Raw genomic sequence first — 19928 nt, forward strand, 5'->3', positions numbered from 1 at the left:
GGAATCTAGAATCTCGGGGTTTCAGTCATTTCCGATAGATTCCCGCCGCGTCGGGGGTCTGGATTCCCGCCTACGCGGGAATGACGGATTTCAAGATTACGGTGTTGTCGGGAATGATGGAAAATGGTGGGAATTGTGTAAAAAATGCCGTCTGAAACCGTTGGAAGCATCGGAAACGTTGGAGTCGATGAATCGGTGGGCTGAACCCACCCTACAGCCACGCCACAGTTTACCTTGCAGCCAACCCTGCGGCGTACTTAAACCAACACGGAAACTTATATGCCGTCATTCCCGCGTAGGCGGGAATCCAGACTTGTCCGCACGGAAAATTATCGGATAAAACGGTTTCTTTAGATTCCGCATCCTAGATTCCCGCCTGCGCGGGAATGACGGGTTTCGAGATTACGGTGTTGTCGGGAATGACAGGAAATGGCGGGAATTGTGTAAAAAATGCCGTCTGAAACCGTTGGAAGCATCGGAAGCGTTGGAGTCGATGAATCGGTGGGCTTCAGTCCGCCATTTCTATCAATCCAACATTTCTACCGTTTTCATTGAATCCATCGAATCCGCCCCTTTCGACGACCCAGCCCTACGCAACTGAACCGTCATTCCCACGAAAGTGGGAATCTAGAATCTCGGGGTTTCAGTCATTTCCGATAGATTCCCGCCGCGTCGGGGGTCTGGATTCCCGCCTGCGCGGGAATGACGGATTTCAAGATTACGGTGTTGTCGGGAATGACGGTTCGGGTATTTCACTACGCCCGCCCCGCGCCTGTAAACGGCGAGTGCATCAAAAATGCCGTCTGAAGGTTCAGACGGCATCGGTATCGGGGAATCAGAAGCGGTAGCGCACGCCCAATGAGGCTTCGTGGGTTTTGAAGCGGGTGTTTTCCAAGCGTCCCCAGTAGTGGTAGCGGTATCCGGTGTCCAAGGTTAGGTTGGGTGTGATGTCTATGCCTACGCCTGCCACTGCGCCGAAGCCCACGCGGCGGATGCTGCGGCTTTGGTGGATGGGCGCGTGGGCGTTGGTCGGTCCGCTCACGATATTGGCGATGGTAACGGTTACTTGGTCTTCTACGGCAATGCTGTGTTTGATTTTGCCTAAACCAACCCGTGCACCAACATAGGGTTTGAAGCGGGTGCCGGTATCGAAATCGTAGATGGCGGAGATGCCGTAGTTGGATTCGGCTTTGAATGTGCCTTTGTCGGTGTGGTCTATTTCTGTTTTTGTGTTAACAGGACTACCTTGAGAAGGGGTGATTGTTTTAGAATTTTCTGCGTGAATATGCTTGCCATGTCTCCAGGTATTGTAACGGGCGTAATCGAGAGCGATGCGCCAGTTGCCGAAATCGTAGCCGACGGAAAGGCGGGGGTGGGTGGAATGGGTTTTGACGTCGCGGTAGTCGTCGAAGAGTTTGGCGTTGTCAGCGGGATAATCGTGGGTAATGTGTTCGTAGGCGTAGGCTAAATCTGCCTGTACATACGGGCCGCGGCCATTGTCTTCACTTGCTGCCTGCGCTGCGGAAGAGAAGAGAAGAGAAGAGAAGAGAAGAGAAGAGAAGAGAAGGTTTTTTGGGGCTGGATTCATTTTCGGCTCCGTATTCGGTTTAACTGATTAAAAGAGAACGATTTTCACTGATGGTTCAAGGGCGGATTGTATCGGGTTTGGGGCGATGTTTCAACACATAGGGCCGCGCCTGCTGCGCGCTTTATGCGTTTGGTGCGTTCGGAGGCGGGAAATTTGCCTGCTTTTTCCGCGTCGGGCGGGAATCCGGTCCGTTCGGTACGGAAACTTATCGGATAAAACGGTTTCTCCAACCCTGCGTTCTAGATTCCCACTTTCGTGGGAATGACGGTTCAGTTGCATAGGGTCGGATTGCTGAAAGGTGAGGATTCGATGGATTCGATGAAAACGGTAGAAATGTGGGATTGATGGAAATGGCGGGCTGAAGCCCCCTGCGGTTACTGTCAGGTTTCGGTTATGTTGGAATTTCGGGAAACTTATGAATCGTCATTCCCGCGCAGGCGGGAATCTAGTCTGTTCGGTTTCAGTTATTTCCGATAAATTTCTGCTGCTTTTTATTTCTAGATTCCCACTTCCGTGGGAATGACGGCGGAGGGGATAAGTTCTTGCAATCTAAAATTTCGTCATTTCTATAAAATATCAAACCAAAACAGCAACTTAAAAACAGAAACCCAAAAGCAGCAACCCGAAACAGCAACCTGAAACCCCGTCATTCCCGCGCAGGCGGGAATCTAGACCTTCAATGCTAAGGCAATTTATCGGGAATGACTGAAACTCAAAAAACTGGATTCCCGCCTGCGCGGGAATGACGAAGTAGAAGTTACCCGAAACTTAAAACAAGCGAAACCGAACGAACTAGATTCCCACTTCCGTGGGAATGACAGCGGGGCGGATAAATCCTTGCAATCTAAAATCTCGGTATTTCCAATAAATTTCATATTTTTCATTTCTTTATTCTCAATCACTTATTGCCCGAAGGCCGGTTTGTATCGGCCGGTAAAAATCCGTCTCTTAATCGGCCGACGGTTTTGCCCGATTTTTTGGGCGCATTAAGCGTTTCAGACGGCATTTGCCGTTTCGGGTACAGGCAGGGGGTTTTCGGGTAAAATGGCACTCTTTTATCCGGCTGTTGAAAAATATGTCTTCATCTGTTTCAAGTAAAACGCGCTATTGGGTATTGGCACTTGCCGCCATCGTGCTGGACCAGTGGTCGAAGTGGGCGGTGCTGTCGTCGTTTCAGTATCGGGAACGCGTCAACGTCATCCCTTCCTTTTTCGATCTGACGCTGGTGTACAACCCGGGCGCGGCGTTCAGCTTCCTTGCCGATCAGGGCGGCTGGCAAAAATACTTTTTTTTGGTGCTGGCGGTGGCGGTGAGCGCGTATTTGGTACGCGCCATTTTGCGCGATGAGTTTGCAACCCTCGGCAAAACGGGTGCGGCGATGATTATCGGCGGTGCGTTGGGCAATGTCATCGATCGCCTGATACACGATCATGTCGTCGATTTCTTATTGTTTTATTGGCAAAATTGGTTTTATCCCGCCTTTAATATTGCCGACAGTTTTATCTGCGTCGGTGCGGTGTTGGCGGTGCTTGACAATATCGTCCATCGCAAAGATAGCAAAAAAACGTGAATGCCGTCTGAACACGGAATGCAAAACTTATGAACGGAAAAACCATCATCCTTGCCAATCCGCGCGGCTTCTGCGCCGGTGTGGATCGGGCAATCAGTATTGTCGAACGCGCTTTGGAAGAATTCGGCGCGCCGATTTATGTGCGCCACGAAGTCGTCCACAACAAATTCGTCGTGGACAACCTGCGCGAAAAAGGTGCGGTGTTTATCGAAGACTTGGCGGAAGTGCCGCCGGGCGCGACACTGGTTTATTCGGCACACGGCGTATCGAAGGCGGTGCAGCAAGAAGCGGCGGAGCGTGGTTTCCGCGTGTTTGATGCGACTTGCCCGCTGGTGACGAAAGTGCATAAGGAAGTCGCCCGACTGGATGCCCAAGACTGCGAAATCATCATGATCGGGCATAAGGGGCACGTCGAGGTTGAAGGAACGATGGGGCAGCTTGCGCCGGGCAAAATGCTTTTGGTTGAAACCGTCGAAGATGTGGCAAAACTCGAAGTTAGAAACCCCGACAAACTCGCCTATGTCAGCCAAACCACGCTCTCGGTCGATGAAACCAAAGACATCATTGCCGCGCTGAACGCGCGTTTCCCCAATATCCGCAATCCGCACAAGGAAGATATCTGCTATGCGACGACCAACCGGCAAACCGCCGTCAAAGAGCTGGCGGAACAATGCGACATCGTGATTGTGGTCGGTTCGCCCAATTCGTCCAACAGCAACCGCCTGCGCGAAGTGGCGGCAGGCATCGGGACCGATGCGTATATGGTGGATAATGCAGGCTACCTGCAACGCGCGTGGTTTGAGGGCAAAAACAAAGTCGGCGTAACGGCAGGCGCGTCCGCGCCCGAAGTGTTGGTGCAGGAAGTACTGGCAGCCATACGCGGATGGGGGCACGAAACCGTGCACGAAGGGGAGGGCGCGGAAGAAAGCATTGTGTTCGTCCTGCCCAAAGAGTTGCGCCGCGAGGGCGAAACCAAACCCGATTTGTGCAAACGTTGAGCAAGCGTTAACGCAGGCATCGGATGTTTTGGCAACACAAATGCCGTCTGAACAGGCTTCAGACGGCATTTTTGCCGCGTGCCGGATGCGGAAACCGATCAGGCGTAATGCCGTGCAAGAAAACCGGGCAGTTCGGACAAACCGTCCAATACGGCGAGATGCGGTGCGCCAAGGAGCTGTTCGCGCGAATGTGCGCCGGTGGCAACGCCGACTGCCGCCGCGCCCGCGTTTGCCGCCATATGCAGGTCGTGCGCCGTATCGCCGACGACCAATGCCTCTTTCGGGTCGAGTCCCAGTTCGCGGCAGATTCCGAATACCATTTCGGGCGAGGGTTTGGACGGATACTCGCTTGCACAGGCGGTGGCGAGCCAATAGCCGCCGGTGGCGGTTTGGCTGATGGCGTTGTCCAAACCCGCCCGCCCTTTGCCCGTGGCGACGGCAAGCCGGAAGCCTTGCGCTTTGAGCGTGTCCAGACAGGGCAGTGCTTGAGGAAATAAGGACATATTGCGGTTGTTGGGATTGAGGTAATGTGCGGAATAGGTGCGTGCGATGTCGGTAACGGCGGCTTCAGACGGCATTTCGAGCAGGGCGCGGATGATGGCGGGCAGGCTGTAGCCAATCAGGCTGCGGACGCGCTCCGCCTCGGGCGGCGGAAAACCGCATTCGGCGAAGCTGCGGCGCATAGTGTCGATGATGGGTTGGGTGGTATCGGCAAGCGTGCCGTCCCAGTCGAAGATGATGAGTTTGGGCGGGGTCATGGCAGGTTGTTTGCAGTAAAAAAGCAGATTTTATGCGGAAAACGCGGACGTGTCGCATTTTCGACAAAATTTGTCGGCTGCGCGATATGTTTTTCCGAACAAGCCGCGTTGCACTTTATTAAAATAGAACCATTATCATTTATATGAATGGGACAGTTTATGTCAGTTTTCCGCATCAATATGACCGCCACCACGGTTTTGGCAGCACTTTCGTCTTCGGTTTTTGCCGCACAAACGGCGGATTTGGAAACTGTCCACATCAAAGGTCAGCGTTCTTACAACACGATTGCCACCGAGAAAAACGGCGATTACAGCTCGTTTGCCGCCACCGTCGGCACAAAAATCCCCGCTTCTTTGCGCGAAATTCCGCAATCCGTCAGTATCATCACCAACCAGCAGGTCAAAGACCGCAATGTCGATACGTTTGACCAGTTGGCACGCAAAACGCCCGGCCTGCGCGTGTTGAGCAACGACGACGGACGCTCTTCGGTTTACGCGCGCGGTTACGAATACAGCGAATACAACATCGACGGCCTGCCTGCGCAGATGCAGAGTATCAACGGCACGCTGCCCAACCTGTTTGCCTTCGACCGCGTGGAAGTAATGCGCGGGCCGAGCGGACTGTTCGACAGCAGCGGCGAGATGGGCGGCATCGTAAATCTGGTGCGCAAACGCCCGACCAAAGCGTTCCAAGGTCATGCGGCGGCAGGGTTCGGTACGCACAAGCAATATAAAGCCGAGGCGGACGTATCGGGCAGCCTCAATTCAGACGGCAGCGTGCGCGGCCGCGTGATGGTGCAGACCGTCGGCGCGTCTCCGCGTCCTGCCGAGAAAAACAACCGGCACGAAACCTTCTACGCGGCGGCGGATTGGGACATCAACCCCGATACGGTTTTGGGCGCGGGCTATCTTTACCAGCAACGCCACCTCGCGCCGTACAACGGCCTGCCTGCCGATGCCGACGGCAAATTACCGTCCCTGCCGCAACACGCATTTGTCGGCGCGGATTGGAACAAATTTAAAATGCACAGCCACGACGTGTTCGCCGATTTGAAACATTACTTCGGTAACGGCGGCTACGGCAAAGTCGGTATGCGCTATTCCGACAGGAAAGCCGATTCCAATTACACGTTTGCGGGCAGCAAACTCAACAATGCCGGACAAGCCGACGTGGCGGGTTTGGGTACGGACATCAAACAAAAAGCCTTTGCGGTTGACGCAAGTTACAGCCGGCCGTTTGCCTTGGGCAACACCGCCAACGAATTTGTGATTGGTGCGGATTACAACCGTTTCCGCAGCACTAATGAACAAGGGCGTTCGACTGTTGCAAGCAATATCGCCTTGGACGGCTTCCGCTCCGTCCCCTATGTTGATTTGATACAAAATGCCCGTGCCGGCGCGCACGGCTACAAGCATACCCTTGACACCGAGAACCTTGATAAATTCGGCGTTTACGGCAAATCCACCTTCCATCCTGCCGACGGGCTGTCGCTCATCGGCGGCGGACGTTTGGGACACTACAAAATCGAGTCGGGCGACGGCAAAACCCTGCACAAAGCTTCAAAAACCAAATTCACGAGTTACGTCGGTGCGGTTTACGATATAGACGGCAGCAACAGCCTCTACGCCAGCTTCTCCCAGCTTTACACGCCGCAAACCAGCATCGGCACAGACGGCAAGCTGCTCAAACCGCGCCAAGGCAACCAGTTTGAAGTCGGTTACAAAGGCAGTTATATGGACGACCGCCTCAACACCCGCGTCTCCCTCTACCGCCTGAAAGACAAAAACGCCGCCGCACCGCTGAACCCGAACAACCGCAACACCCGTTACGCCGCATTGGGCGAGCGCGTGATGGAAGGCGTTGAGACCGAAATCAGCGGCGCGATTACACCGAAATGGCAAATCCACGCAGGTTACAGCTACCTGCACAGCCAAATCAAAACCGCCGCCAATTCACGCGACGACGGCATCTTCCTACTGATGCCCAAACACAGCGCGAACCTGTGGACGACTTACCAAGTTACGCCCGAGCTGACCGTCGGCAGCGGCGTGAACGCGATGAGCGGCATTACTTCATCTGCAGGGATGCATGCAGGCGGTTATGCCACGTTCGATGCGATGGCGGCATACCGCTTCACGCCCAAGCTGAAGCTGCAAATCAACGCCGACAACATCTTCAACCGCCATTACTACGCCCGCGTCGGCAGCGCGAACACCTTTAACATTCCCGGTTCGGAGCGCAGCCTGACGGCAAACCTGCGTTACAGTTTTTAAAGACCAATATGCCGTCTGAAACGGCAGCCGCAGCATCATCAAACCACAACAAGCTGCGCGGCATACCCTATGCTCTCACAACTGGAGTATGGCATTGCGAAGGAAAACAGACCGAACCGGCAGGCAGACCGCTTTGCCGGTTCGGTTTTACCGCTTGCCGCCAGTCTGACCCACAAGCCGAACATCATGAAACCCATACCGACCGACACATTCCAACCTGCCATACTGCCCCAAGCCTTTGAAACCGAAATCAAATCCACCTGCACGGGGCGAATCTATCGGATTCAGACGGCAACACTCGGCGAAATGCCGTCTGAAGGCTATCCCGTCCTCTTTGTCCTCGACGGCGAAGCCTTTTTTCCCGCGCTGTACAACATCATGCAGTCGCTGATGAACAATCCCGTTACCCGAAGCCGCGCACCCTGCCTGATTGTCGGCATCGGCTACACGACAGGCAGTGTGCGCGACCTGACGCAGCGTGCCGCCGACTACACGCCGCCGCTTGGAGACAACGCCACAGCAGACGAACGGCAGCAGTTCGGACAGGCAGACCGTTTTGCCGAGTTTATCGACAGCGAACTGACCGCCTTTTTAGAAAGCAAATACCGGTTGGACAAAAATGAAACCGCCGTATTCGGGCATTCGTTCGGCGCACTGTTCGGACTGTATTCCCTGCTTTCCCACCGCCGCTTCAGACGGCATTGGCTCGTATCCCCCTCGATTTGGTGGCACAACAGGCGGATACTCGACTTTATGCCGTCTGAAAACCGGTTGGACGGCATCGATGTCTGCCTCAACATCGGCGCGCTCGAACGGGGCAGCGGTTGCAAACGCAGGGAAGAACGCGACATGGCAGGGCAGGCCGAACACATGGCGGCAGAGTTGGACAGGCACGGGGCCGCCGTATTTTTCCGGGAATATCCGAATTCCGACCACGGCAATGTCCCGTTTCACTCGCTGACCGATTGCGTCGAATATTTGAGGAAGGCTTGGCAGAGGTAGGGAATAACCGGCACAAAGGCATTGCCCGAATTTATCACAAGGCTGGAAGCCAAGAAGACCCCAAAAGCCGTCATCGCCGCATTGATGCGTAGGCTTGCCGGTACGTACCACATAGACAAGAAAATCGAAGATGACGGCTCATCGCGTTATAAACCAGCGTAAATCCCGATAAGAAAAAAGGCATTTCTTTTGAAACGCCCGCCTTGCCGCGTGTGAAATCCTTTCAATTGTAAGGATTATGTTATCGATCAAAGGAGTATCTTTTCCATTTTGCAGTGCTACAATCGATCAGATTTGCCGCCCGTTTGAAGTGCTGTTGTAGCTCCCATTCTCATTTCGCAGTGCTACAATAACCCGCCTCGACACATTCATGGTGCCGGAGTTGTAGCTCCCATTCTCATTTCGCAGTGCTACAATTATGTATTTGTCGGGATTGGCATCGACTTTGTTGTAGCTCCCATTCTCATTTCGCAGTGCTACAATAATATAAATATAAAGCATAGCTATATTTATGTTGTAGCTCCCATTCTCATTTCGCAGTGCTACAATCCAAATCGGCAGGCATGGAAAAGTAATTGCGTTGTAGCTCCCATTCTCATTTCGCAGTGCTACAATTCCACTATCAGTATGTCGCCACGTTTTATCGTTGTAGCTCCCATTCTCATTTCGCAGTGCTACAATTACACATTCAATGATGTGCATTGCTACAAGGTTGTAGCTCCCATTCTCATTTCGCAGTGCTACAATCCAACGTTTTTTAATGTAACTACAGTTAGCGTTGTAGCTCCCATTCTCATTTCGCAGTGCTACAATGTTCAGTCAATTTGCAAGCTAACCTGACCAGTTGTAGCTCCCATTCTCATTTCGCAGTGCTACAATTCAAAATTATAAGAAACATTTGGTGTCATTGTTGTAGCTCCCATTCTCATTTCGCAGTGCTACAATCAAGAATACGCTGAAACCTATGGCATTGATGTTGTAGCTCCCATTCTCATTTCGCAGTGCTACAATGCAAAAAAAGCCGACCCGAACGAGCCGACGGTTGTAGCTCCCATTCTCATTTCGCAGTGCTACAATAAGGGGACACGGAACAATGAATGCCGACGCGTTGTAGCTCCCATTCTCATTTCGCAGTGCTACAATTTAACACGCGGATAGGCTGCCATTGGAAGGGTTGTAGCTCCCATTCTCATTTCGCAGTGCTACAATTCGTCTGTCTTCGTCAAGTTCATCAATCGCGTTGTAGCTCCCATTCTCATTTCGCAGTGCTACAATCCAATCTATCTACACCCGCATAGGTAACAGGTTGTAGCTCCCATTCTCATTTCGCAGTGCTACAATGAGGCGCGAAACCTAAAAGAGCGGTGGGGAGTTGTAGCTCCCATTCTCATTTCGCAGTGCTACAATACCCCAACGGGAAATCCTTATTATGTAAGGGTTTCCCGTTTTATTTGTTCTGAAAAAATGGGCTTAAAATAACAATAATTGGTCTGAATTGACCCTTTTTTCTTGGGTTTTCAGCTCTCCCAACAGCAGTTTCATGGCGGCATATTGCTTTTCTGTTACTTCCAAACATCGGATTGAGCCTTCTTGCGGTAGGTTTGCACATAGCCTATTGTGGTGTTTTTGCAACGAATCTCGACCTTTGACAATACGGCTGTATACGGAAAGTTGGAGCATTTGGTATCCATCTTTTAATAGAAACTGGCGGAATTGATTGGCGGCTTTGCGCTTTGCCGCTGTGGTGACCGGTAGGTCGAAGAAGACGATAATCCTCATAAATTTGGCCTCACTCATATTGATATTCTTTCAATGGCAAGATTTCAGGCAGTTTCAGCTGTTTGGCGTTTTTGTCGGTTACGCTGGCTTGAAATGAAGAAACCATTTTGTCGATGGCAGCCAAGGTGCTGAAATGTTGCCGTTCGATGCAGATTTGACAGTGAAGGGTTTTGATAAGGTTTTGTTTGAGGTTGGGTGTCAGTTCAGTTTTCAGACGGCCTTGTTCATGCAAATGTATAACGACCAGATCGGCCAATGGGCGTAAGGGTTCGATAAAGTCATCGGCGAGATTGAATGGATTCAACTCACTTCTATGAAACAAGCCTAATGCAGGCAACCAACCGTATAAGGTCAGGGCGCGTGCAACTGCAGCCCGGAACACAGCGTAGGTATAGTTCAATGCGGCATTGACGGCGTTGTTGTCATTGCGGGTAAATTTTTCGCCAAAGAGGGCTTGGAAGTAGAGGGCGGCGGCTTGGGCTTCGCGGTTTCCTGTATCGCCCGAGCGGACTTCAGATGCCAAAGTGCGCAGCCGTTTGGCTGCAAGATCATTGCCGGTTTCGTCTGCGACAAATGCTTGATTCAGGATTTTTTGGCGGACGATATGTTGCCGGAATTGCTTTTTTAAGGGTTCGCTTATATTCAGCTGCAGTTTGAGGATTTTAAGTTGGCGGTGATATTGGGCATAAGGCAGCCATTGTCCGCAGGGCAGGAACTGCTCGTCACATGTCAGTAAGGTTGCGCCATGTTCGGCTAAGGCTGACAGAAGTGGAGCGGTAATCAGGGTTTCGCGGTTTTCGATGATGATAACGGCGATGTCTTCTAATGGTACGGTGTGGGACTCGTCATTTTGTTGAATCAGCAGTTGCCGGCGTTGCAAGGATAGTTTGCCGCCGTTTTGAATGAGCAGGCTGCGCCAAGTCATGTTTTCCCCTTATTTTGATATAAAAAATCCCTGCTTCAGGTCGTCTGAAACAGGGATAGATTAATTTAACGGACAGGCGGGCGTTTTTTCAGACGGCATGGTCTGATTTCTTTGCCCATTTCGTCGATTTGGTATTTTTGAAAGGAAAGGGCGGTTTTAACGCCGATACGATGCATACCGTCTTTACCTTTTGATTTTTCCAAATCATGCTCCCGAAGAGAAATGGCTCCAGTGGCTCGATCTAATCCTGAAAAGTAACCTAAAAAGCTGTCTTTTTTAAGTTGAACTTTAATTAAATCATTCGAATAAAGTACAAATTTAAATCTGAAGCTTTCATCTATTACAGTCCAGCCCTCTTCATCTGCATAAGCAACAACAGCCCTGTCCGGTAAAATTCCTTTCGCAACCTGCCAACTGTAAATTGGCACCAAATAATATTTGCCAGCTTTTTCAAACACATCTACGCGCACCATGGTTGCGTTGTCGGCAATGCCGTTATGGTTGCGCACCCATACGCCGGTTTTCTGTACTTGCTCTACGCGCACGGCTTTTACCTGTTGGGTGCGGTTGCCTGCTTTATCGTATTTGTAAAACGGTTCGGCAAAGGCTTTGGCTGGGTCGTCTTTATGTGCTTCCAAACGTGCTTTCAGTGCTTCGTATAGCTTAGGTTCGCGCTCCCGATTGACCATTTTTTCCAAGTCTTTCAGTTTTAACTGTGTCAGCGGTACGCGCAACACGCTGATGCCTTCGTCCAGCCGTTTGGCGGATTTGACGGTTTCCATATGGCCTTGCCCGCTCATCTTCCGATTGGGCGCACGCGAAACAAACAGTGGCGTAACGTATTCGTGCACGGCTTCGGGACGAGATGATAATTTTTCTGCGAGCAGGGTACGCAGTTTTTCGGGGGTATCCGCTTCTTCAAATTCGGGTTTCCCGTCCGGTTTGCCGAAGACGCGAATCATGACTTCTTGTGCGAAAAATTCCCAAGGTTGCGGGAAGTGTGTTTTTTGATGCAGCACTTCTCCTGTTTCTTTATCTATGGTTTTCCCGTCAAACGCGTTCATTTCTTTATAGCGTACAAAACGGGTAATTTTCTGCTGCATGGCAACGGTCGAGCAGGCAACGACGACGGCATCCAAGGCGTGATGGCGGTCGTTTTCCGCACGCACTTTGCGCAATCCCCAAAAGCCGCGCAACAGATTGGTAATTTGTCCGTTTGAGGCAAAGACACGTCTTTTCCCTTTGTCTGTCAGCAACATATGGTCGGCAACAAATTGGCACAGGAAACGGTTGACGTAGCGTGTATCGTTCAGATTGCGTTCTTTAAAGCCGTCTTCGTCGAATTTTTGCAGCAGAATCCGTTGTTTTTTACTGCGCGGGAAACGGCTGGTTTCGACACGTGCTTTAAATTCCTGCCATTCGCGGCTGTTGTCTTTGCCGTTGAAGTATTCGTAAGGGGTTTGGTTGCCTTTGTTTTGGTTTTCGCTGCCCAATACCAGCACTTTATTGTTGAAACTGTCGTCCCATGTGCGCGAGAACGGCAGGGCATGGTCGATTTCGACATAGCCTTTTTCGTTCAGACGGCCTAAGTTGATTTCTTTGCCTGAATACAGGCATTTGCCGTGTTGTTGCTCGTACAGGCGCAGTTTCAGAATATCTTTGGATTTGGGTTCGCCGACAAAATTGGGGAAATACTCTCGGAACTTAGCGGCGGCTTTTTCCCGGTCTTTACGGTTTTCTTCTTGGCGTTTTTCGATTTCTTTGCGGTCTTTAAACGATTTGCCTACTTCCCTTGCCGTTTCAATATGGATACGAGCAGGGGAGCCGTACCGGCGTACAACGGCGTTAATGACCTTACGTGCTTGAGATAAGGCGCGCAAGACGACTGGGTTGCGGATTTCGTCGGTAGGGATGGGCGGCAGATAAATCTTTTCTTCCTCATTTTTCTTGCCGTAATGGTCTCCGTAGATTTCGGCACAGGCTTCATCGTAACGTTTGCCTTGCTCCATTAGAGGCACCATTCGGCGCAAGGCTTTCAGGGAAATTTGAACGAACTTATCGAAGCTAATGTGTTTCAACAGCGCTTCTAAGATTTCGGGCTGTACACGGTCTTTCAGACGGCCTGTAATGTCTTCATCGGTTTTGAATAGGGAGAATGCCGTGCCGATTTCATCTTGTAATTCGGGAGAAAGGTTTAATGGGGATTTTTTGTCTTTCAATCCTTCTTTTTCCAGCGCACGGCTGATGGCATGGTAGGCCTTCATTTCCATCAATGTTGAGGCTTCGGCATTGTCTTTGCCGTAACGCAAGCCTTTGAAAAAGGCGGTATCTTCTAAACCCAGCAGCTTACGGGCTTGTGCGTAAGTCAGTTTGGATTTTCTGTATGGCTCGTCCATAAGCGTGGCGCGTTCGGTATCGGTCAATGGCCGCTCGCTGCCTTGCTCTAAAATACGCAGGTTGTTCAGCTTGGTCAGCCAGATGAAACGTTCGGCTGTGTAGGTGTTTTTAGCGGCTTTCGGCTCTGTCGGTTCGAAGGTGCAATGTCCCAACATTTTTTGAACAGCATCGCCGGATAGGGCGGGGCGTTGCGTCATCAGCAGGGTTTCAATACCTTCTTTAAGGCCGTCTGAAATATGCGGATTGCCGAATTCTTTTTGTTTTTCAAACAATAAATTCAGCTCCGCCTGCAAATCTTTGCGGCTGAACGTATGCGAATAATCGCCGCACTGGTTGCGGATATGGCCGCTTTCTTTCTCAAATTTATTTAAAGCCAATTCGGCCGGTGTGCGGAAATCGCCTGTCTGTAAGGCATGGGCATTGCCGGCTACGCCTTTAAGCAAAGCGCCAAGCTCCTTATCGGCAGTTTCGCCTTCGTTTTTTCTTTGCGACAAATAGCCGCGATGTTTGATTAAATGCAACAAGACTGCCGACCACTCCAAAGGCGTCAGTTTGCGGTCTAATGCGGCTGCGCGAAGTTGCCATGGTGTATTCGGCAAGGATTTGATCAAGCCGTTTTCATCAAAATCGGCGGCTTGTAATACACCTTCGCGTTTCAATAGGCGGCGTGCCCGAAGCAGGCGGTGGGCGCGACGGCGGGTCAGGCGGCGAACACTGCGTGCCAAGCGTCTTGCCGCTGCGAGAGAGTCGCCTGTTTTCGGGACTTCGGCACGCTCAAATACGCGCACGCCCAAATCAATCAGGCGGATGGGGTTTTCTTCTTCGTCGATTTCTACCATCGCCCAGCCGACGGATGCGATGCCGATATCGAGGCCGAGGATGTAGTTGATTGGATTAGGTTTGAAGGCAGCCATTTATTACTCCGTAAACAACGTTGCAAATAATGATAATATATCTGATTGTCTTATTTATATACAAATAGATTATTGACTTATCATCTCACAACGGCTAGAATCCCAAACATATTGTCGCACTGCGAAATGAGAACCGTTGCTACAATAAGGCCGTCTGAAAAGATGTGCCGCAACGCTCTGCCCCTTAAAGCTTCTGCTTTAAGGGGCATCGTTTATTTCGGTTAAAAAATGCCGTCTGAAACCGATTTTTGGGTTTCAGACGGCATTTGTATTTTTGGTTACCAATTCACGCGCACCGACCGGCTGCCAAGCAATGTTTCCAGTTCGTCAAACAAGGCGGAACTCGGCGTAACCGTCCATTTCGGCGGCACTTGAAGCCTGCCCGACGCTTTTTCGTTGGCATACGACAGTTGCAGCGGGATGCGCGGCGTGTCGGGCAGTCGGTGGGCGGCAAGCAGTTGTACCAGTCCGCCGATGTCGTGATGCGGGGCGAGGGCGAGGCTGAGGCTGCGGGCGTAGCGTTCGCGTGCCATTTGTAGGGTCATGACTTGGTTTGCCATGATGCGCAGTCCGTCGCCGCCGCCGTAGTCGTCGCGGCTGATTTTGGATTCGATAATCAGCACTTGGTCGGCTTTGAGGCAGTCGGCGCAGTTTTCCAGCGTCTGGCCGCCGATTATGATTTCAACCTGCCCGCTCAAATCTTCAAGGCTGACGAAGGCGATTTTGCCGCGCTTGCCCATCATGGTGCGCACGGTGGTTACGAACCCGGCGAGGCGCACGCTGTCTTGCGGTTTGAGTTTCGACAGTTTCTGCGGGGCGATTTGGCGGACTTCTTGGGCATACGGGCCGAACGGGTGGCCGGACAGGTAAAAGCCGATGACGGTTTTTTCTTCGGCGAGTTTTTCCGATTCGCTCCACATCGGCGCGTCAATGAGCCGCACCGGTTCGATAGCGTCTTCCATCATGTCGAAAAGCCCGCCCTGATTGGCGTTGGCGGCTTTTTGGTCGGCGTTGTTCATGGCAAGGTCGATGTTTGCCAAGAGCATGGCGCGGTTGGGTTCGATGCTGTCGAACGCGCCGCCGCGTATCAGGGCTTCGAGGGTGCGGCGGTTCATGTGTTCTTTTCCGACGCGCTCACAGAAGTCCAAGAGGCCGGTAAACTTGCCGCCGCTTTGCCGCGCGGCGATGATGGATTCGACGGCGGCTTCGCCCGTGCCTTTAATCGCGCCGAGTGCGTAGCGGATTTTCATGTTCGGATACGGCGTGAAGCAGTAGTCGGATTCGTTGATGTCGGGCGGCAGGAACTCGATGCCGTTGGCGCGGCAGTCGTCGTAGAAATGCTTGAGCTGGTCGGTGTTGTCCAATTCGGACGACATGGTCGCCGCCATAAATTCGGCGGGGTAATGCGCTTTGAGCCATGCGGTCTGGTAGGAAATCAGGGCGTAGGCGGCGGCGTGGGATTTGTTGAAACCGTAGCCGGCGAATTTTTCCATGTAGTTGAAGATTTCGTCGGATTTTTCGCGCGAAATGCCTTGTTTCGCCGCACCTTCGGCGAAGATTTCGCGGTGTTTCACCATTTCTTCGGGTTTTTTCTTACCCATAGCGCGACGCAGCAGGTCCGCGCCGCCGAGCGAGTAGCCGCCGATAATCTGAGCCGCCTGCATCACTTGTTCCTGATACACCATAATCCCGTAGGTCGGCGCGAGGATGCCTTCCAACAGCGGGTGGATGTATTGGAACTCCTGTCCCTTCATACGCGCGACGAAGTCGGGAATGTTGTCCATCGGGCCGGGTCGGTAGAGCGATACGAAGGCGATGAGTTCTTCAAACTTGGTCGTATGCGCCGTTTTCAGCATTTTTTTCATGCCGGTCGACTCGAACTGGAATACGGCGGTGGTGTTCGCATCGCGGAAGATTTGGTAGGCAACCTGGTCGTCAAGCGGAATCTTGCCGACATCGACAATATCGCCGGTGGTGTTTTTGATGTTGTTCTGCGCCATTTCGATAATGGTCAGGTTGCGCAGGCCCAAAAAGTCGAACTTCACCAAACCCACGTCTTCCACGTCGCCCTTGTCGTACATGGATACGGGCGAGGCGGATTCGTCCGCCTGATACACGGGGCTGTAATCGGAAATCTTGCCCGGCGCAATCAACACGCCGCCTGCGTGCATACCCAAACCGCGCGTCAGGTCTTCCAGCTTTTTCGCCAGCGTAATGAGTTCGTCCGCTTCTTCCGCTTCGATTAATTCCTGAATCTGCGGCTCGGCCTCCATGGCTTTTTCCAAACTCAGGGGTTTGTTGGCTTCCAACGGAATCAGCTTGGACAGTTTGTCGCACAGCATAAACGGCAGTTCCAGCACGCGCCCCACGTCGCGGATGACCGCTTTGGACGACATCGTGCCGAAGGTAACAATCTGGCTCACCGCCTCCGCGCCGTATTTTTCGCGCACATATTCAATCACGCGCCCCCGGTTGGATTGGCAAAAGTCCACGTCGAAGTCGGGCATGGAAACGCGTTCGGGGTTTAGGAAACGCTCGAACAGCAGCGCGTATTTCAGCGGGTCGAGATCGGTAATCTTCAGCGAATACGCCACCAGCGAACCCGCGCCCGAACCGCGTCCCGGCCCGACCGGACAGCCGTGCGTTTTCGCCCAGTTGATAAAGTCTTGTACGATAAGGAAATAGCCGGGGAATTTCATCTGGATGATGATGTTCAGCTCAAAATCCAGCCGTTCCTGATATTCCGGCATTTTTGCCGCCCGCTCCGCCTCGTCGGGATAAAGCTGAACCATGCGTTCCTGCAAACCCTCGTTGGACAGTTTCACCAAATAATCATCCAGCGACAAGCCGTCCGGAGTAGGGAAGAGCGGCAGGAAGTTTTTGCCCAATGTGATGTGCAAATTACAGCGTTTGGCGATTTCCACCGTATTTTCCAAGGCTTCGGGCAAATCGGCGAAACGTTCCAGCATCGTTTCCGGCGGAATGAAAAACTGGCTCGGCGTAAAATCGCGCGGACGTTTCTTGTCCGTCAATACCCAGCCGCCCGCGATGCACACCCGCGCCTCGTGCGCGTTGAAATCGTCGCGGCTCATAAACTGCGTCGGATGCGTCGCCACCACCGGCAAACCCAATTCTTCCGCCAGCTTCACGCTGCCCGAAACGCAAGCCTCCCATTCTGGGCGTTCGGGCAGGCGTTGCAGTTCCAGATAAAACGCATCGGGAAACCACGCCGCATATTTCAACGCCGCCGCACGCGCCGCATCTTCATTGCCGTTCAACAGATTTACGCCCACTTCGCCGTAATGCGCGCCGCTCAAACAAATCAAGCCGCTGTTGTCGCCGTTTTCCAGCCATTCGGGATTGAGTTCCGCATGATGGATATTGCGGTCTTTGCCGACATAAGCCTCCGTCAAAAGCTCGCTCAAGCGCAGATAGCCCGCATCGTTGCGGATAATCAGCATGGCGCGGAACGGCTTGTCGGGCGCATTCGGATTGCCTATCCATACGTCCGCCGCGCCGACGGGCTTAATCCCCGCGCTGCGGCAGGCTTTATAGAATTTCACCAAACCGAATTCGTTCATCAAATCGCTGATGCCCAAAGCAGGCAAACCGTATTCCTGCGCTTTGGCAATCAGTTTTTTAATCCGCACCATACCGTCGGTAATCGAAAACTCGGTATGCAGGCGCAGCGGGATGTAGGTCGGTTCGGTCATGGCAAAATCGGCGTGGACAATAAAAGGCGTATTGTAGCAGGGTTGTCTTTAGATGGCGGTGTAGGTCATGCCGTTTCGGATTCAGACGGCATTGCCTGCAAATGTTTTTGAGCTTTTACGACGTCAAAAAAATGCCTCCTGCCGTATGGCGGAGGCTTCCCAAGGAGTATTGATAGATATAAAGAACTATCAAACTAGTTATAAAGAACTATATACCTTATTCGGACGGATGGCAAGCAGTTAAATTAATTTTACGTTCAAACAGGTTTTTGATTTCGTTTTGATGGCTGATGCCGATGACCAGTGTATCGGGCAGTTCGCGTTTGAGGATGTGCATCAGCGTCAATGCGGATTCGTCGTCGAGCTGGTTGGTGGCTTCGTCGAGGAACAGGATTTGCGGTTTGTGCAGCAAGGCTCGGACAAGGCTGAGCCGCTGTTGTTCGCCGCCTGACAGGAGGGAGTGCCATTCCTTTTCGGTATCCAAGTCGTCGGTCAGACGGCCTAACCCTACCTGTTCCAATGCCGTCTGAAGGGCGTGGTTGTCTGTATGTGCGGCATTCGGGTAGTTGGCGGTTTGACGCAGAGTTCCGGCGGGAAGATAGGGGCGTTGCGGTAGGAACAATGTTCTGCCTTTTAATGTGAAATTGCCGAGATAATAAGGCCACAATCCTGCCAATACGCGCAGAAGGGTGGATTTTCCGATGCCGCTCTTGCCTTCGAGCAATACCCATTCGGGGGCGCGGGCTTTGAAGGCGATACCGGAGAGCAGTTTGCCGCCGCCTTGGGTGTGGACGGTCAGGTCTTGCAGGACGAGGATGCCGCCTGCTTTGTTGCCGGACGGTGCTGGGTCGGGCTTTTGTATTGCGGCTGCCGTTGTCCTTTTTTCACTTATTTGTTCCTATGCCGTCTGAAAACCGGAAAGGCGTTCGACGACCGCCGCCCATTCGATAAGGCTGCGGTAGTAATCGGTAAACCAGCCGAAGCTGTCTTGAACCCGGGCAAACGATGTGCGGGTCTGCATCATATCGCCGAAGGTCAGGGTTTTCGCCAGATACATGGGTAATGTGGCGAGGATGGGGATAAAGATGCTGATGCGGACGTAGGTTGCAAAGAAGGTTTCTTGGCGGAATTCGCAGTTGGTCAGCTGCCGCCAGTTGTCGCGGATACGCTTGAAACGCTGTTTCAGGCGGTCTGCTTTGGCATCGTTGCCATTGTAAAAGGCGATTTGTTCGGCATTATCGCGCACACGCAGGAGGGCGGCGCGGTAATCGGCTTCGCGGTGTTGTCGGTCGATATTGAGGATTTTCAGTTTGCGGCCGACGAGGTGTGCGAAGAGTGTGCTGATGACGGAATAAATCAGGGCAACCCAGACGAGGTAGCCGTGCAGGGTGATGTTTTGTCCGCCGATATTGAAGGTTTGTACGCCGGAGAGCGTCCATAATACGGTAACAAAGGCACCGAGTTTGGTGATGTTGCTGATAAAGGAGCGAAACAGGCCGATACTTTGGTCGGCAAGCAGGTAGATGTCTTCGGCGATACGCTGGTCGGGGTTGTCTGGTTCGCCGGTCAGGCGCAGGCGGTAGTGTTTGTGTTCGTCAAGCCAGTGGTGTTGGAACTGCTCGGTCAGATGGGAACGCCAGCGGAAAATGAGGCGTTTTTGCAGCCAGTCCCCAAATCCGATGCAGGCAACAATCATTGCCATATATCCTAAAAATTCACTGATCAGGGAGGGCATGGACGCGCCGTCGAATGCGGCCAGCGCATCATAGAAGCGTTTGTCCCAAGCGGCTATCCAAACGCTGACGGTGGTTGAAAAAAGCGTAAGGCCGATGAGTGGGGCGAGTATCAGCCATTGGGTTTTGCTGTGTCTGCCTGTCCAAAACGGACGGGCAAGATTAAGGAAGTTTTTTAGGGGTTTCATGATGTTTTTAATGCATACGGCAAGCCGTCCGAAAGCAGGGTCAGGCTTTCAGACGGCCTCTTTGATTAAAAATGATACTTTTGCAGCGA

The 19928-nt window shown here is 52.3% G+C and carries 10 protein-coding genes, 1 pseudogene and 1 CRISPR repeat array; of the genes and pseudogenes, 4 read left to right on the forward strand and 7 right to left on the reverse strand.

The features are described from left to right. Positions 1–835: 835 nt before the first annotated feature. Positions 836–1588, reverse strand: a complete 753-nt coding sequence (locus Q9J80_RS10195) for an opacity family porin (RefSeq protein ID WP_304674926.1) — start codon at positions 1586–1588, stop codon at positions 836–838. Positions 1589–2663: 1075 nt separating this feature from the next. Here Q9J80_RS10195 and lspA point away from each other — a divergent pair. Next, positions 2664–3158, forward strand: a complete 495-nt coding sequence (gene lspA, locus Q9J80_RS10200; protein WP_301673781.1) for a signal peptidase II — start codon at positions 2664–2666, stop codon at positions 3156–3158. 29 nt (positions 3159–3187) lie between these two features. After that, the gene (gene ispH / locus Q9J80_RS10205) at positions 3188–4156 is read left to right on the forward strand and encodes a 4-hydroxy-3-methylbut-2-enyl diphosphate reductase (RefSeq protein WP_301673782.1); all 969 of its coding nucleotides are present in this window, start codon (positions 3188–3190) and stop codon (positions 4154–4156) included. 98 nt (positions 4157–4254) lie between these two features. Here ispH and Q9J80_RS10210 read toward each other — a convergent pair whose 3' ends face one another. Further along, positions 4255–4914 carry an HAD-IA family hydrolase gene (locus Q9J80_RS10210; RefSeq protein WP_301673783.1) on the reverse strand — a complete coding sequence of 220 codons (660 nt, stop codon included), beginning with the start codon at positions 4912–4914 and terminating at the stop codon, positions 4255–4257. A gap of 159 nt (positions 4915–5073) precedes the next feature. Here Q9J80_RS10210 and Q9J80_RS10215 point away from each other — a divergent pair, with 159 nt between their 5' ends. Together Q9J80_RS10215 and Q9J80_RS10220 are read left to right on the forward strand one after the other, a co-directional pair. Next, on the forward strand, positions 5074–7188 hold the full coding sequence (locus Q9J80_RS10215; RefSeq protein ID WP_301673784.1) for a TonB-dependent siderophore receptor: 2115 nt from the start codon (positions 5074–5076) through the stop codon (positions 7186–7188). A gap of 69 nt (positions 7189–7257) precedes the next feature. Beyond that, complete coding sequence (locus tag Q9J80_RS10220) at positions 7258–8190, forward strand: alpha/beta hydrolase (RefSeq protein ID WP_301673785.1); 933 nt, start codon at positions 7258–7260, stop codon at positions 8188–8190. A gap of 315 nt (positions 8191–8505) precedes the next feature. Next, a CRISPR array of direct repeats spans positions 8506–9597; the repeat unit is 36 nt; unit sequence GTTGTAGCTCCCATTCTCATTTCGCAGTGCTACAAT. Between the two features lie 63 nt (positions 9598–9660). Here the strand turns inward: Q9J80_RS10220 and cas2 are convergent. The 5 genes and pseudogenes from cas2 to Q9J80_RS10245 all read right to left on the reverse strand — a co-directional run bounded on the left by cas2 (position 9661) and on the right by Q9J80_RS10245 (position 19839). Then, positions 9661–9987, reverse strand: coding sequence for a CRISPR-associated endonuclease Cas2 (gene cas2, locus Q9J80_RS10225; protein ID WP_301673786.1), 327 nt, complete (start codon positions 9985–9987; stop codon positions 9661–9663). Continuing rightward, complete coding sequence (cas1, locus tag Q9J80_RS10230) at positions 9980–10894, reverse strand: type II CRISPR-associated endonuclease Cas1 (RefSeq protein ID WP_301673787.1); 915 nt, start codon at positions 10892–10894, stop codon at positions 9980–9982. The genes cas2 and cas1 overlap by 8 nt, the downstream gene beginning before the upstream one ends. 65 nt (positions 10895–10959) lie before the next feature. Then, positions 10960–14205 carry a type II CRISPR RNA-guided endonuclease Cas9 gene (gene cas9 / locus Q9J80_RS10235; protein ID WP_301673788.1) on the reverse strand — a complete coding sequence of 1082 codons (3246 nt, stop codon included), beginning with the start codon at positions 14203–14205 and terminating at the stop codon, positions 10960–10962. Positions 14206–14483: 278 nt separating this feature from the next. Next, on the reverse strand, positions 14484–17918 hold the full coding sequence (gene dnaE, locus Q9J80_RS10240) for a DNA polymerase III subunit alpha (RefSeq protein WP_301673789.1): 3435 nt from the start codon (positions 17916–17918) through the stop codon (positions 14484–14486). Positions 17919–18135: 217 nt separating this feature from the next. Beyond that, positions 18136–19839, reverse strand: a pseudogene (locus Q9J80_RS10245) (ABC transporter ATP-binding protein/permease). Between the last annotated feature and the right edge of the window lie 89 nt (positions 19840–19928).

This window comes from Neisseria blantyrii, from assembly GCF_962747855.1.
Taxonomy (GTDB): Bacteria; Pseudomonadota; Gammaproteobacteria; order Burkholderiales; family Neisseriaceae; genus Neisseria; species Neisseria viridiae.